The following is a 13,933-nucleotide window of genomic DNA, read 5'->3' as shown; positions in this document are numbered from 1 at the left end:
GTCGCAGGTTCGAATCCTGCCGGGGTCACAACACGTTACCGCTCTGACCTGGAGTTTCTCCCCCAGGGAGGGGTTCTACTCGGCCTCGGACTTCTCGTCCGGGGCCGTTTGCGTGCGCGGTGCGTGAGTGGATGCGTCGCCAGAGCCGGTGGCTGCCGTGGACTCGGCGGCATCCCGTGGCCTGCGGGCGCGCGGTACAAGGCGCACCGCGGCCTCGGCGATCGCGAGGTAGCGTCGGGCAGAAGTCTCGTGTTAGGTCTCGGCCATGATGGTGATCGAGGAGTGGCCGAGCATCTCCTAGATGTCCTTCAGGGCGGCCCGGCCGCGAGGGCCAGCGTTGCGGCACCGTGGCGCAGGTCGTGGAGCCGATCCGGCGGGAGACCGATCTCTTCGTACAGCTCGACGAACCGCCGTGTGACGTTGGCGGGGTGGAGCAGCTCGCCGTTCTCGCGAGTGAAGACGCGTCCGGTCTCCACCCAGGCGCTCCCCCACTCCTCGCGGTCCTTGTCCTGCTTGGCACGATGTCGCTTGAGGGCCCGGAACCGTGTCGGAGTCCAGCGCGATGGTCCGCGCGCCCGCGTCCGTCTTGGGGTCGTTTCGTACACCTCCCAGCCGTCCACAACGAGCTGCTTGGCAACGGTAATGAGCCCGGCCCCGAGGTTAGTGTCGGTCCACTTCTGCCCGCACGCCTCACCCCGTCGCGGCCAGCGAAACGTGATCAGGTGGAACAGCGCGTACAGACGGCCCTCCGCGACGTGATCGGGGAAAAGGCCAGTGTGCTCTGGCGTCCAGACCATCACCGGAGAGGGCTTCTTCCCCGGTCCGCTTCCAGACCTCGCGCGAGCCCGATACAGGCGTCGGACTCGCCGGCGTAGCCATGCTCGTACCGACGTGCGGAGATCCCGTCATCGGAGGGCAGCGACCGTCATCGCCACCAGCCCTCTGAGGATGCCGCTCCCGGCGGCGGGGTGAGCGCACAACGATCCGATCCAAGTAGTTGGCGGCACCAGCTCACACCAGGGTCAGGTGACCGTCCGCTGTGTGCTGCGGGCACGCGACGAGAAATGGGAGAGCGGCGACACACACAACTGGCGTGGACACCGGGAGCGGCAGCGCGGGCCGTCAGTCACGACCTGGTCTGGGACTCTCCGCACGCGTGGCGAGCAGTCAACTGGTTCTGGCCATCCACTCGTGCAGGGAGATGACAGTGCTGGCTGGCGAATCACTTCTGATGCCTGGCCAATCCAGTACTTCCGCAAGCGGTGTCTCTTCCGCGCAGGTATCTAGACTCGAATTACCCTCGTTTTTGACGCCACTTGTAACTTCCGTCTTGGCACGGCCCTCGATGAGGGCATCGACGTAGCTCAACGTATTCTTCGGAGTCTCGGCCACTGTAGCAAGTCTGTCCATGGCAGCCACATAGTATTCAACTTCACGGCGTTCGTCGATGTACACGGCCCCCGAGAGTTGTTCACGATGAACAATGTCGGGCAGATCGCTGTCGCAAAACCCGAGAATGGTGAGTGCGCCACCGACCGCAAAGTTCCACTTTGCCTCGAACGGCACCACTTGCACGATGACGTTCGGCAGTTCGGAGATCTTGGTGAGCCGCTCCAGCTGATCCTTCATTACCCGGCGCCCCCCGACTACGCGGTGTAGCGTCGCTTCGTCGAGTACCGCCCACACCTTGGGGGCGTCGAGATCTGTCAGCAGCTGTTGCCGTTTCATTCTCAGTTCGACCCGCCGGTCGACCTCCCGCGCTGACGCAAGCGGCAGTGCAGTGCGGGTAACGGCCTCGGCATATTCAGGGGTCTGCAGGAGACCTGGGATCACTTGAGTGTCGTAGGTCCGAATTCTGCTGGCTGCGGATTCCAAGTCCAGCAGCCTTGGGAACCAATTTGGCAGGACATCGGAGAATGCGTGCCACCATGGTGTCCGATGTGATTGCCTCACCAGTTCCAGGTACGCTTCCCTTTCTCCCGGGTCCGCCACTCCATACAGGTCGAGCAGACCTACGATGTCATGCTCACGAAGAGAGGTCATGCCTCTTTCGATCCGAGACAGCTTGGCGGTGGACCAACCAGTGCCAGTACTCACGGTGCCCTGTGGCATCTGCCGCTCCACCCGCAGGTGGCGCAGTCGTGACCCGAGCTTGATCCTCGCGGCGGTGGGTCCAGCGCCTTCCAGGAGAGAGATGCCCACAGGGGTGGCCAGTGAGAGGTCGTGGTCACGCGTGGACTCAAATGCGCTACGAGACACGGAGGCTTTACTGCTCTCTTCATGCGCGGCCGTCCCACTGCCGGTCGACGCCAACGAGGCCGCCCTCCCGTCGGCGTGCGGATTGGCCTGAGCTGCAGCCTGGGCGGCAGCGCTAGGCGCTCGGGAAGTGGCCAGGCCCGTGTCAGGCCGGTCCGCGAGTGCGGCGTCCTCGTTTGCTCCCTGTTCGCGCGGTGGCAGTTCCTCGCGGACGACACGCTGTGCGTCGGTGACGTCGTATCGCGCGGCGACCTCCAGCCACTGTCTCGCCTTGTGTCGGACACCTAGCGAAAGGTACTCAAGCCCCAGCGTGTATGCGTCATAAGCGAGTTCGACGCATTCGACCTGGATCCGTAGGGCATCCGTCTCTCGCGGCGTCATCCGGGTCAAACCGTCCACCACGGAGCGGAATCCGCTATCCAGCTCGTCCTGTGTCATGTCAAGGCCGTTCTGCTGGTCATCCGCGGTCACCTGCGCTCCTCCCGCCTTGTCATCGTCGCACCGTAACCGTCCAGCGGTGTGGTCGTCCGTAGTGCTGAAAGGGCGTTCTTCAACAGTTTCTTTACGGTGTTCTCGCTGATGCCCATAAGACCCGCCGTCTCGCATACCGTTAGAGCGTCAACATGGTGGAGGAGAAGGGCTTCGCGCTGCCGGGGCGGTAAGGCAGCCACTGCGCGACTGACGTCGAGGCGCCGTTCGACGCCCTCCGTAAACTGCACTGCCCAAGGAGTCCCACCGATCGAGGCATCAAGGACGTCAGCAGTCATTAGATCCTCCTGAATGTTTCCGCGACGCCTCCAGAAGTCAGCGATCCGGCACTGGGCAATCCGGTAGAGCATCCGGGTCGGCTCCTTGTGCGCCGCAAATTCGTCGTACTTGACGAAAAACATTCTCCAAATGTCCTGGCATACGTCCTCGGCGTCCTTACGGAGTCCGACCCGGCGGGTGACGAACCGGATCAATCTAGGGTGGTTCATGATGTAGAAGACCCGCATCTCTTCCTGTGGGCCCTCCTCACTTCGCGGTGTCGGCGCTGTCGCTTCGGGCTGCGTCTGACTCACCGTGCCCGGTCACCACCGGAGAGATCCGGCACCTGTACCGGTGAGACCGGCAGAGGGCCCTCGTGGCCGATCGTGATGGACCATTCGGCCGCACCCGCTCGGTGGCTCACTCGAGCAGGCAAGCCCGCACGGGCTGCAACTGTGGCCAGGTCGCACAAGGCCCGTCTGTGTTCGCGGGCCAACGCGGTTCTCCCTGCCCTCCTGATCACCAACGCCATCAGCCCAGCCAAGCTGGAGACGGCTGCGACCGCCTCGCCGGGACTCACCGAATGCAGCACTCTGCGACCACCGTCCTTGTTTTCGGACCAGACACCTCCTACATCGTCGTCCGGTGGCACATCGGGTGCCTCGGTCCACGATTTTTCCCGGCGGTATCAACGGCGCACGGGAAGGCCGGAAGCGGTCGAGCCGTCGTCCCTGACCAAAGGGCCACCGTTGTGAACCGAACCTTGGCTCTCGGCCACTGCACACCGAGAGGAGTCCTTGAAGGGCCTGATCCTCAACGCAGCACAGGCCCTGTGGCACGGCAAGCACACGCTGAGAGGGTTCCTTGGTGTGGTGCGCCCCAGCGGGGGTTCGTGAAGATGGCTGACGCAGCAGAGGAGCGAAGGCCGGCGAACCCGACGTTCTGCGGCGTGAGGAGCAGAGAGTTTGAGGTGGACTACTCTCCGGCACGATCGGAACTGGTCACGCTGCACCGCGTTCTAGCAGATGGATGTGAGTAGCCGGGCGGACGTCCCGGGGTGGCCATGGATGTCGTCGGATTGTTCGTCATGCTGACGACCATGCCGTGGCCGGCAGGCGTCGGAGCAGGAGCTGAACTGCAGCGTCAGACCTGGGCATGACCCGTCGGACCGCCCAAACAAACACTGCCTCCAGCCCGCAACCTGGGCAATTGACGGCTTGCCGGGAAGGCATCCCTGCGGAACACATTCGGCACACATGAGGACGGGAAACCCCGTGAACACGTGAGAACTACGGAGAGGTGTTTTCCCAGGTCAGACACCCAGCAGCCGACGTTTCCGCAGGTCACAGCCCCGTCCAGGGAAAACTCCTAAAGCGGGTGTCGCAGGTTCGAATCCTGCCGGGGCACCACGCATTACCGCTCCGACCTGGGGTTTCTCCCTCAGGGAGGGGTCTTACTCGGCCTCGGACCCCTCGTCCGGGGCCGTTTGCGTGAGCGGTGCGTGAGCGGATGTCTCACCAGCCGCAGGTGCTGCTGCGGATACGGCGGCATCCCGTGGCATGCGGGTATGCGGTACGAGGCGGGCCGCCGCCTCGGCGATCGCGAGGTCGGCCTCGGGCAGCAGGCTCGTGTACGTGTCGGCCGTGATGGTGATCGAGGAGCGGCCCAGCATCTCCTGGATGTCCTTCAGATCGGCCCCTGCCGCGTGAGCCAGGGTCGCGGCGCCGTGCCGCAGGTCGTGGAGTCGGACCGGCGGGAGACCGATCTCCTCGTACAGCTCGACGAACCGCCGCGTGACGTCGGCGGGGTGGAACAGCTCGCCGTTCCCCTTGGTGAAGACGCGGCCGGTCAAGGTGGGTGTCGGTCCACTTCTGCCGCACGCCTCACCCCGTCGCAGTCCGCGGAAGGCGATCAGCCGGAACAGCGCGTAGAGCCGGCCCTCCGCGACGTGGTCGAGGAAGAGGCCGGTGTGCTCCGGCGTCCAGACCATCACCGGCGAGGGCTTCTCGCCAGTGCGCTTCCAGTCAAGGATGCGCCCCTCGGTCCACACGAGCGCCTTGGGGCGCCTACGCGCCTCCGGCTCGACGTGGGTTGCCGGGTTGAAGGTGATCAGCTGCTGAGCGATCGCGGCGTTCAGCGCGGCCCGCAGCGTGGAGCGGACGCGCTGCCGCGTAGCCGGACCCGCAATGCGGCGGTAGGGCTCCATCTCAGCGATGGCCGCCTGCATCGCGAGTCGCCCATCCGGCCTCCCACTCGCCCATCGATCGCCCAGGCCGTCGGCAGCTCTCGCCACTGCAACCGGCGTCCGCCTCGGCCTTCTTCGCGCCGTTCTTCACGCTCGCCCCAATTCATGTAAAACGTGAGGCGATTCTCCCATTGGAATGTGATGTTGAGTCACGCAGCATGCACTCTAGGCAATTTTAGCTATTTGACGGAGCGTCTAATGACGCCCGCGAACGGCAAAACTTATGCAAAGGCCCGACCTTGTCGGGCTACCGAGATGGCCTGGACCAACGATTTCACGGTGGCCAACTTCTCAGTGACTTAAGGAACTTGACGCTCTATCACTCCACTTCACTCTTGATAGTTGAATGAGTGACATCTTTGCAGGCAAATCAACGGCGTCCAAATCTCGCTATCTCTCTGGCAGGATTCCCGGCACCCATTCCACTCAAGGAAAGCGGGGCCGATATGCCCGGTCGCGGGAGAAGTGGTCAAGCAGCGGCACAACACCCGTATGCCGCCGGACGCAGCGGTCTTCACAGGCGTGCGGACCGCAGGGCCGGTCCTCGTCTCGTCGGGTAACGCTTCGACCACCCGAGCCCAGGCGGGACGGGGCAGCCCAGGCGGTTGCCTCGGGGCCGATCCTCCGGACGGCACGCCGCGCACCGGCCTGCGGGCACGCGCCGCGGGCGAGTGCGACGACGGCCCCCTGACCTCCCCATCGGCCCCGCCCTTTCGGACCGTCCCCCGCGCCGCCGCTCCGGCGAGCAACCATCCTCGCTCGGCCTATTGCTGACTGACCGTCAGCCACCGAGCGACGCCGAACCGGGGGCCGCAGCCGCGTCCCCTGGAGACCTGCCCCCGTAGCCCGGACGACCGGGTTGCCGGGCAGGCGAGCCCCCCACTTCAAGGAGCATGATGCACAAACGTCGCACGCCCCGCCGCAAGAAGGCGCTGATAGCCGCGATCACCGCGGCACTCTCCGGCGGCTTGCTGTACGGCTTCAGCGCCCTCGCCCAAGCCGATGAGGTCAGCGGCACGGTCATCGGCGGGCAGGGCAATTACAAGACCATCAACCACCGGGCCAAGCCGTCCCTCTCGGCCCAGGTCAACGGCTCCTCGAAGGCCGGCGACAAGATCCAGATGTCCTGCCGGACCAACGGGGACACCGTGGAGAACAACCCGCGTTGGATCTACACCGGCTCGTATTACATCGCCGACGCGTTCATCGACGAGAACACCACCGCCCTGCCGGTCTGCGGCTCGAACCCGAACCCGAAACCCACCCAGCCCAACCCCGGCACGAACTCCAAGACGCTCAAGATCGATATGCAGAAGCAGGTCAGGAGCCAGTGGTGCTGGGACGCCTCCGGCGTGACCATCGCCAAGTTCTGGGGCCGCGATGTCAGCCAGGAGCGGTTCTGCCAACTCGCCGCCCAGAGCGGCTGGGTGGACTGCAACAACCAGCCCGCGACGCTGGAGGACATGGCAGGTGGCCTGGCCAGGCTGGGGCTGAGCAGCAGTGGCCGCAGCCTGAACCGCAACGCCTCGTTCAGCGAGTCGAACGCCGAGATCGCCGCAGGCCGGCCGTTCGCCGTTCGGTTCGGCTGGCGCAGCGGGGGCGGCCACATGAACGTCATCTACGGCTACGACAGCACCAGCAACATGATCGCGGTCGGTGACCCCTGGCAGACCACCCAGACCTACACCTGGTGGAACTACTCCACCTACGTGAACAACAACTCGTTCCAGTGGACCCACTCCCGCATCGGCATCCAGGGCTGAGGAGAAGACCGACCATGCAGACCATGCGACGCACCAAGCGCGCAGCCGTCCGGGCAGCCGTCCTCGCCGCGACCGCGCTCGCCGCCACCCTCAGCGGAAACGTTTCCGCAGAGGCCGCGGAGGGCGACGGCATCGCGGGCTACCAATCCGCCCAGCAGACCCTCCGCAGCGACCAGCTCCGAGACACCGTCTCCCGGTTCCTGGTCGCGACCCGGCAGCCCGGCAGCGCTGCCAACGCGGACGGCGGCACCCTCGCCACCCCCGGGAAGGACCCCGCCACAGCCGGCGCGCCACCCCGGTTCGAGCTCAAGGACCCGGTGCCGATGTTCGAGATCAGCCCCGAGTTCGTGGCCGGCAAGACCAAGACGACCCCGCAGACCGCGCTGCGGCTCTCCTATCTGGCCTCCCGGGTGACCGCCTCCGACGGCCACCAGGCCGCCGTACTGCTCGCGCCCCGGGGGAACGCCGCTGCCGCGGGAAGCGGCACGAAGAACGTCGGCGCCGAGGGCTGGGAGCTGGCCGGCATCCGAGACGGGGACGTCGAGGTCGGCCTGGCCGAACGCGGCACCCCCAAGGTCCGCACCTTCACCGAGCCGCAGATCCACGCCTGGTACCGCATCACCGCCGAAGGCATGATCGAACCGCTCAACAAGGCGGCGACCACCGGCCTCGGCGGAAAGCGCGCCATCACCCTCGCCGCCTACCAGAAGCTGGTCTCCGCTCGTTACGGTGACAAACTGCCCGGCTCGGAATACGACCGCAAGGGCCTGGCCGGCGGGTACCCCGGCCTGGTCGAGGACCAGCCCTCTCAGGCGGCCGCCCCGTCCGCGAGGCCAGCGGCCGGGACATCCTGGCAGCCTGTAGCCGCCACCGGGGCCGCGGCCCTGGCAGCGGCCGCCGGCGCGGCGGTGTACGTGCGTCGCCGGTGCACGGTCGCCACGCGCTGACCTGTACAGATCCGGCCGGCGACCTCCCCTTCGATGCATGACCGGCAGGGACGGCCCGCCTGGGCCGATCTGCGGGCACGATGCGTGAACGGACGGAGCGGCATCCACTGGCAGGAGGCATGGCCAGGCGGCAGGCCGGGCGGCGCTGACCAGCAGGGGCAGCACCACCCGGCACAGCCGAGCATCCCCCGGCGGGGATTCGATCCCACTCCCAAAGCGGGTGTCGCAGGTTCGAATCCCGCCGGGGGCAGGGGGCACAGAGAAACACCAGGTCAGGGCCACATGGACCCTCCGTTGACGCCACGGAGGGTCCTTTGTGCGCTCGATGGGAGCATCCTGGGAACGCGATGTGGGCGATTTGGGAGACTTTAGGCCGATCGTGCGGTGCAGGAATCCTATGAAGCTTTACCTCGTCGCATGAGGAGTAAGGGCTGTCCCTCTGGCTGAGCTGTGAGACGGCGGCTCCAAGGCCGCCATCCGGGCGGCCGTGGAACGGATCCTGGCCGGGAACCTCCCACCCGGCGAGCCGGTCAGGAAACCGTCGCGGCCATGGCCGGAGTCACCCAAGAACGCCACCCGGCCGCGGTGGAGGCCAAGATGCGCCGCGCCATGCCGGCCAGGACCTGTCCGGCGGATCATTGCGCGCCGGGTAAGCCCGGGCAGTAATCCACCGGACACGATGGGGAACGGGGCGTCAGGCCATGGAGAACTTGGCAACGTACTCGTCGAAGGGCTCGATGCCGACTTCCGCGCGGAGTCCGTCCAAGCGCTCGGACTCTTCGCAGGGCCACGGAACCGGCGCCCCGTTCTTCACGCCGGCGATCTGAGTGCCGTAGACCTGCTTACGGCCCTCATTGACCAGCGTGCGGTCGCGCAGGAAGGCCAGCTCGCGGGGGCCGGCCGAGCCTGCCGACACCGCCTGCTGCATCAACTGGAGGGCACGACGCTGGACGTCGAGCTGCCGGTCGGCGTGCTGGGCGATCAGCCATGCAGCGCGTGCGGCCTCCTCGCCGACGAGTTCCGCCGTCGGCCAGCCGTACTCGTCCATGATCTCGCCGAGCCGGTCACCGTGCCGGGCGGCCAGCCGCCGCCAGGCCAACTGCTCGGCGGGGTCGTCGCTGTTCGCGCGGACTGCGGACTGGTGATCGGCCGCAGCCATGTCCGTGAGTTCCACCGTCAGCGCGGCAACGTCGTGCGCCACTTTCAACTCCCAGGTCGGATCCGTGCTTTGTGTCCGCTCGCAAGCCTAGAGGTGCAAATCGGGCGTAAAGATCATTCCGGAGAACGGTGACATACGCCTCCCCGCACGGGGATAATGGATCTACCCCCGAAGCCAGAGCCGGATCGCTGCGACGGTCACGGTACCCGTGGGGGTTGCCTGCGCGCTCCGACTGCGTGCTGGTGGGCGCGGCAGGAGGTGGAGTCCACGGACACCATGGACCAGTCGATACGGCCTTCCACGTCGGCGTCGGCCAGGACTGCCGCGAAGATCTTGTCCCAGGCGCCGTCCGCCGACCATCGTCTGTGCCGCTCGTACACGGTCTTCCACTTACCGAACCGCTCACCAGATCTCGCCACGGCACCCCCGTGCGCTGCCGGTACAGGATCCCGTTGATGATCCTGCGGTGGCCCTCCCAACGGCCTCCACCGCCCGGCCGGGCCCTACGTCATCCGTCCGGCGCCAGCAGAACCGACGGCAACAGCTGATCAGTCGATCTCGGCCTTCGTCTCCGCAAGCGCAGCTCGTGTCGCGCGGCGAGTTCGGAACGTGTGGAGACCGCTGCGACCCGCCGCTCGTGCAATAGCGTGACGACTTCCATATCCGCAGCCGTCAGCCGTCCCCTTAAAATCGCGATGTCGGCGGCACCGCGGTCCACCCCTGCGAGCTTCGCGTCATGCCGGTGAACCTGCACCGATGCGCCGGTTTCCCCCTCGAAGTGTGCGATGACCTCCTGTGGCCACCCCGTGGGAAACCCCCATGCGAAGCCCACGCGGAACGTGTCATCGTCCGATTCGGGACGCAGTGCCGCCTCCAACTGCGGGAGGAGGGCATGGAGTCACTGATGTGCACCCCATCGCCGCCTGGTGGGCTCTGACCGCGGCCGGGGCAGCCGCTGCCGCCTGTGTCCTCTTCGCTCGGACGCGCATCCCGCCCCGCCCGGACGGCACCGCAGGTCACGGCACCGGTGGCCCGGGGAAACAGGTCGGTAACGCTCTGTCATCCCCGGTTGGGGTCGACCACGAGACTCGCAACGACCTGCTTCGCACCGTCGACGGCCCGGCGAAACGCCGCAGGGTCTTGATGGGCACGGGCCAGGACATAGCCCCCCTGGACCGACGCCATGATCAGTGACGCCATCACGTCGGGGTCGGTGTCGGGCCGGAACTCACCTGCGCGCACACCCTCCGCGAGTACCGCGGACAGGCGCTCACTGAGCCACGTGAAGAAGTCCGCCATGGTCACGCGAAGGCCGTCGTCGGCGACGACCTCGTAGTCCTGCGCCAATCGCCCCATGCGACAGCCTGCGAGCGGGTCGCGTTCCAGATCGAGGAAGGCGTTGACGCGAGCGGCGGCCGACCCCTCCCCTGACAGGACTTCCTCCGTACGGGAGCGGAGCTGATCGCTCATGTAAGCCATGCCCGCGACAGCGAGCTCCGCCTTGCCGGAGAAGTGGTGGTACATACTCCCCTGCCCCGCCTGCGCGCGCTCCAAGATCATGGCCGGGCTCGTGCCCGTGTACCCCCGCTCCCACAGCAGCTCGGCCGCGGCCCGCGTCAGCGCCTCCTTCTTACTCATGCCCTCACTGTACCTACCGCTCGTTACATCACCGCGGACGCGGGCACGCCCAAACTGGGCCACCGGGCCGGCCCGTCGGGCGCGACCCGAGAGCCGGTTATCGCGGCTTCGCCCTGACACGCCGCCGCTCCGCCACGGCGGTTTCATACGGCGCCGGAGATGACCGTGGCCACGACCTTGCGGACGGCTTCGGACTCGGGCGGGGCGCCCTTCCGGTCGGCGAAGAGCAGGTGAGCGGCCCCGATCAGGGTGGGGGCGAGCGTGTCGACGTCGGCATCCGTCGCGACGCGACCCAGTTCGCGCTCGGCGGTCAGGTACGAGGCGATCATGGCCGTGGCTTCCGTGAGGATCGGGACGCCGGTCGGAATCGCCTCGCGCAGCCGGGTGCGCAGGTTGTCCCGGGAGGTGACGAGGCCGACGATGGCCACCGCGACCGTGCCGAACAGGTCCGTCAGCGCGCCGGTGAGGTTGTCGGTGACGGTGCCGGTCCCGGCGGAGTCGCGCAGGGCGGCGGCCTGGCCGTCGATCCGGCCGATGCGGTCCAGCACGAGCTCGGCGAGGAAGCCGTCGAAGTCGGCGAAGTGCCGGTGCAGGACGCCCTTGGCACAGCCTGCCTCCGTGGTGACCGCCCGGCTGGTCAGCGCGCTCGGCCCATCCCGCAGCAGGACGCACTCGGCGGCGTCGAACAGCTGCTGTCGTGGGTCGCGGATGGCCACCCCTGTCGGCACCTTGCATCCCTCTTTCCTGGCCGGGCCCCGACCCGTTGACGAGTGGGCGTACGCCCACTTACGGTGGGCACATGCCCACTTTACCTCCGGAGCAGTCACATGCTTCCGAGTACGAGCCTCATCGGCATCGACGGGTGGCGGAGTCGTTCGGCTGGGAACCACACCGCTACGACCGGACCCGGCCCCGCTACCCCGCCGCGCTGGTGGATCGGATCGTCGCGGCCAGTCCCGGGCCCGATGTCCTCGACGTCGGTTGCGGCACCGGCATAGCAGCCCGGCAGTTCCAGGCCGCGGGCTGCCGGGTGCTCGGCGTCGAGCCCGACGCGCGAATGGCCGCATTCGCACGCCGCAGCGGGGTCGAGGTCCAGGTGGCGACGTTCGAAGCCTGGGAGGCCGCCGGCCGGACATTCGACGCGGTCATCGCCGGGACCGCCTGGCACTGGGTCGACCCCGTCACCGGCGCGGCCAAAGCGGCACAGGTGCTGCGGCCCGGTGGCCGACTGGCGGCCTTCTGGCACGTGTTCCAGCTTCCGTCCGACGTGGCGGAAGCCTTCGCCGCGGCCCACCGGCGGGCGATGCCCGACTCGCCGTTCGACCTCCAGCCGACGAAGCAAGCCCTGGACGCGTACCAGGCGATGTTCACCAACGCCTCCGGCGGGATCCGAGCGGTGACCGGGTTCAGCGATCCGGAGCAGTGGCGATTCGACTGGGAGCAGTCCTACACGCGGGACGCTTGGCTGGACCAGATGCCCACGCAGGGCGCCCTCACCCAACTCCCGCCGGACAAGCTGGCGGAGGTGCTGGAGGGCGTTGGGGCCGCCATCGACGCGATGGGGGGAAGCTTCACGATGCGTTACGCGACGGTGGCGGTCACCGCGGCGCGCACCGATGCCGCCTGACCGGGCCGGTCGCGACCGTCCCGGTCAGGCGGAATCAGCCCGGATGACGTGATCAGCCGGGACGGCGGAATCAGTCCGGACGACCATGAACTGTCCTCGCCGAACAACTCCCCGCCGCCGACCGCGCCTTCGACCGCGTACTGTCGGTCTTCAGCGCCATGTACACGGCCGATCCCGCCGCGGCAACGAACGAACTCGTACGGTCCTGCCGGCCCGGCGGCCGTATCGTCATCACCGCCTGGAGCCACGTATGACCGCCCCTCCTTCGGACGCCGCGGCGTCCGCCGCAACGCGCCGCAGCTACGACGCGGTGGCCGAGCGCTACGCCACCGAGATCGGCGACGAACTCGACGGCAAACCCCTCGACCGCGCCCTGCTGGACGCCTTCGTCGAACTGGCCCCCGGCGGGCCCATCGTGGACGTCGGCTGCGGCCCGGGGCACGCGACGGCCCACCTGGCCCGCCACGGAGCCCGGACTCTCGGTGTCGACCTGTCGCCGGCCATGTGCGCCGTCGCGCGCCGCGCCACCGCTCTGCCGTTCGCCGCGGCGGACATGACCGCGCTGCCGATCCGTTCCCACGCGGCGGGCGGGATCCTGTGCTGGTACGCGGTGATCCATCTCGACCAGGACGAACGGGCCGCTGCCTACACCGAGTTCGCCCGCGTACTGCGCCCCGGCGGCCACGCCCTCATCGCCTTCCACACCAGCGACACCGACACCCGTTCCGGGCAGGCCAGACACCTCACCGAATGGTGGGACCGCCCCGTCGACCTCACCTTCCGCTTCCTCGACCCGGCCGCCGAAACGGCAGCCCTCGCGCGCGCGGGCCTCACCCTCGCCGCACGACTCGACCGAGCACCGCACCCCGGCCTCGAGCACGCCAGCCGGCGGTCCTACCTCCTGGTGCGGCGGCTTCCGTAGGGGCGACAGCGTCGTTTGCGTGTGCGGTGCGTGTGCGTGTGCGGACGCGTCATCAGAGGTGGTGGCTGCCGTGGGTTCGGCGGGTTCCCGTGGCGTGCCGGTGCCCCGGGCGGGGGCTGTCAGGCGGCCAGGGGCAGGGCGGCCGCTACCGCGTCTCGGTCCTTGCGGCCGATCAGGGGGAAGATGATCTTCAGACCCTGGTCGCTGTCCGGCGAGGAGACGACGAAGGACGAGTTGAGCAGGCGCTCCTTGATCTCCGAGCGGACGAGACCGGTGCGCGGAATCGTCATCAGGAGCTCCTCCGGGCGGGCGAACGTCGGGTTCGCCCGGAAGATGAAGAGGCGACGGTCGGTCATCGCCAGGTACATGGGGGTCGGCGCCGGGATCACTGCCATCGCACCGGCGCTCATGATCGCCGAGGCTGCCGCGAACGCCGCCGTCCGGCGTACGGAGACGGAACTCAGGTTCACTATGGTCGCCACCTCGACCTGCTCCCCGGGCTCGAGCATGGGGTCGACGGTGGCCAGCAGCAGTCTTCGGCGCTTTCCGTTCACGGGTACTCCTGGAAGATCGGGCGTGGACCGGGCCGGGATGCCCCCGTCCGGCATGCGGCGGTCCGGCTCCCCGGG

The 13,933-nt window shown here is 67.7% G+C and carries 12 protein-coding genes, 1 tRNA gene and 3 pseudogenes; 6 read left to right on the top strand and 10 right to left on the bottom strand.

Annotated features, from left to right (window positions below):
* Positions 1–75: 75 nt before the first annotated feature.
* The 3 genes and pseudogenes from Q3Y56_RS21645 to Q3Y56_RS21635 all read right to left on the bottom strand — a co-directional run.
* A pseudogene (locus tag Q3Y56_RS21645) lies at positions 76–818 on the bottom strand (tyrosine-type recombinase/integrase); the annotation flags it as partial.
* A gap of 349 nt (positions 819–1,167) precedes the next feature.
* A complete protein-coding gene (locus tag Q3Y56_RS21640; protein WP_304463513.1) occupies positions 1,168–2,727 on the bottom strand; it encodes a helix-turn-helix transcriptional regulator in 1,560 nt (519 codons plus the stop codon).
* Positions 2,724–3,317, bottom strand: coding sequence for an RNA polymerase sigma factor (locus Q3Y56_RS21635; protein ID WP_304463512.1), 594 nt, complete (start codon positions 3,315–3,317; stop codon positions 2,724–2,726). Before Q3Y56_RS21635 ends, Q3Y56_RS21640 begins: the two co-directional genes overlap by 4 nt.
* Before the next feature lie 1,034 nt (positions 3,318–4,351).
* On the opposite strand from Q3Y56_RS21635, the gene Q3Y56_RS21630 reads away from it, so the two are divergent.
* Positions 4,352–4,412: transfer RNA gene (locus Q3Y56_RS21630), tRNA-OTHER, on the top strand.
* Between the two features lie 44 nt (positions 4,413–4,456).
* Here the strand turns inward: Q3Y56_RS21630 and xerC are convergent.
* A complete protein-coding gene (gene xerC, locus Q3Y56_RS21625) occupies positions 4,457–5,209 on the bottom strand; it encodes a tyrosine recombinase XerC (protein ID WP_304463511.1) in 753 nt (250 codons plus the stop codon).
* Positions 5,210–6,141: 932 nt separating this feature from the next.
* On the opposite strand from xerC, the gene Q3Y56_RS21620 reads away from it, so the two are divergent.
* Positions 6,142–7,011 (top strand): papain-like cysteine protease family protein, encoded by an 870-nt coding sequence (locus Q3Y56_RS21620; RefSeq protein WP_304463510.1) that lies wholly within the window; start codon positions 6,142–6,144, stop codon positions 7,009–7,011.
* A 14-nt stretch (positions 7,012–7,025) separates the two neighbouring features.
* Complete coding sequence (locus Q3Y56_RS21615) at positions 7,026–7,958, top strand: hypothetical protein (protein ID WP_304463509.1); 933 nt, start codon at positions 7,026–7,028, stop codon at positions 7,956–7,958.
* Positions 7,959–8,652: 694 nt separating this feature from the next.
* Here Q3Y56_RS21615 and Q3Y56_RS21610 read toward each other — a convergent pair.
* From Q3Y56_RS21610 to Q3Y56_RS21590, 5 genes and pseudogenes are all read right to left on the bottom strand, one after another.
* Positions 8,653–9,159, bottom strand: a complete 507-nt coding sequence (locus Q3Y56_RS21610) for a DUF6624 domain-containing protein (protein WP_304463508.1) — start codon at positions 9,157–9,159, stop codon at positions 8,653–8,655.
* A gap of 158 nt (positions 9,160–9,317) precedes the next feature.
* Positions 9,318–9,610 (bottom strand): annotated as a pseudogene (locus tag Q3Y56_RS21605) (transposase); the annotation flags it as partial.
* Between the two features lie 15 nt (positions 9,611–9,625).
* Positions 9,626–9,994 (bottom strand): LysR substrate-binding domain-containing protein, encoded by a 369-nt coding sequence (locus tag Q3Y56_RS21600; RefSeq protein WP_304463507.1) that lies wholly within the window; start codon positions 9,992–9,994, stop codon positions 9,626–9,628.
* Positions 9,995–10,176: 182 nt separating this feature from the next.
* Positions 10,177–10,755 carry a TetR/AcrR family transcriptional regulator gene (locus Q3Y56_RS21595; RefSeq protein WP_304463506.1) on the bottom strand — a complete coding sequence of 193 codons (579 nt, stop codon included), beginning with the start codon at positions 10,753–10,755 and terminating at the stop codon, positions 10,177–10,179.
* A 143-nt stretch (positions 10,756–10,898) separates the two neighbouring features.
* Positions 10,899–11,483: a TetR/AcrR family transcriptional regulator gene (locus Q3Y56_RS21590; protein ID WP_304463505.1), complete on the bottom strand. Its 585-nt coding sequence runs from the start codon at positions 11,481–11,483 to the stop codon at positions 10,899–10,901.
* A gap of 71 nt (positions 11,484–11,554) precedes the next feature.
* Here Q3Y56_RS21590 and Q3Y56_RS21585 point away from each other — a divergent pair, with 71 nt between their 5' ends.
* From Q3Y56_RS21585 to Q3Y56_RS21580, 3 genes and pseudogenes are all read left to right on the top strand, one after another.
* On the top strand, positions 11,555–12,382 hold the full coding sequence (locus Q3Y56_RS21585) for a class I SAM-dependent methyltransferase (protein ID WP_304463504.1): 828 nt from the start codon (positions 11,555–11,557) through the stop codon (positions 12,380–12,382).
* 110 nt (positions 12,383–12,492) lie between these two features.
* A pseudogene (locus Q3Y56_RS33555) lies at positions 12,493–12,636 on the top strand (class I SAM-dependent methyltransferase); the annotation flags it as partial.
* A complete protein-coding gene (locus tag Q3Y56_RS21580) occupies positions 12,633–13,304 on the top strand; it encodes a class I SAM-dependent methyltransferase (RefSeq protein ID WP_304463503.1) in 672 nt (223 codons plus the stop codon). The pseudogene Q3Y56_RS33555 and the gene Q3Y56_RS21580, both read left to right, overlap by 4 nt.
* A gap of 119 nt (positions 13,305–13,423) precedes the next feature.
* On the opposite strand, the gene Q3Y56_RS21575 is transcribed toward Q3Y56_RS21580, so the two are convergent.
* Positions 13,424–13,858 carry a hypothetical protein gene (locus tag Q3Y56_RS21575; protein WP_304463502.1) on the bottom strand — a complete coding sequence of 145 codons (435 nt, stop codon included), beginning with the start codon at positions 13,856–13,858 and terminating at the stop codon, positions 13,424–13,426.
* Positions 13,859–13,933 lie beyond the last annotated feature (75 nt).

The organism is Streptomyces sp. XD-27 (assembly GCF_030553055.1).
In the GTDB taxonomy this organism is placed as follows: domain Bacteria; phylum Actinomycetota; class Actinomycetes; order Streptomycetales; family Streptomycetaceae; genus Streptomyces.
This window is presented reverse-complemented; position numbering and strand designations above follow the sequence as displayed.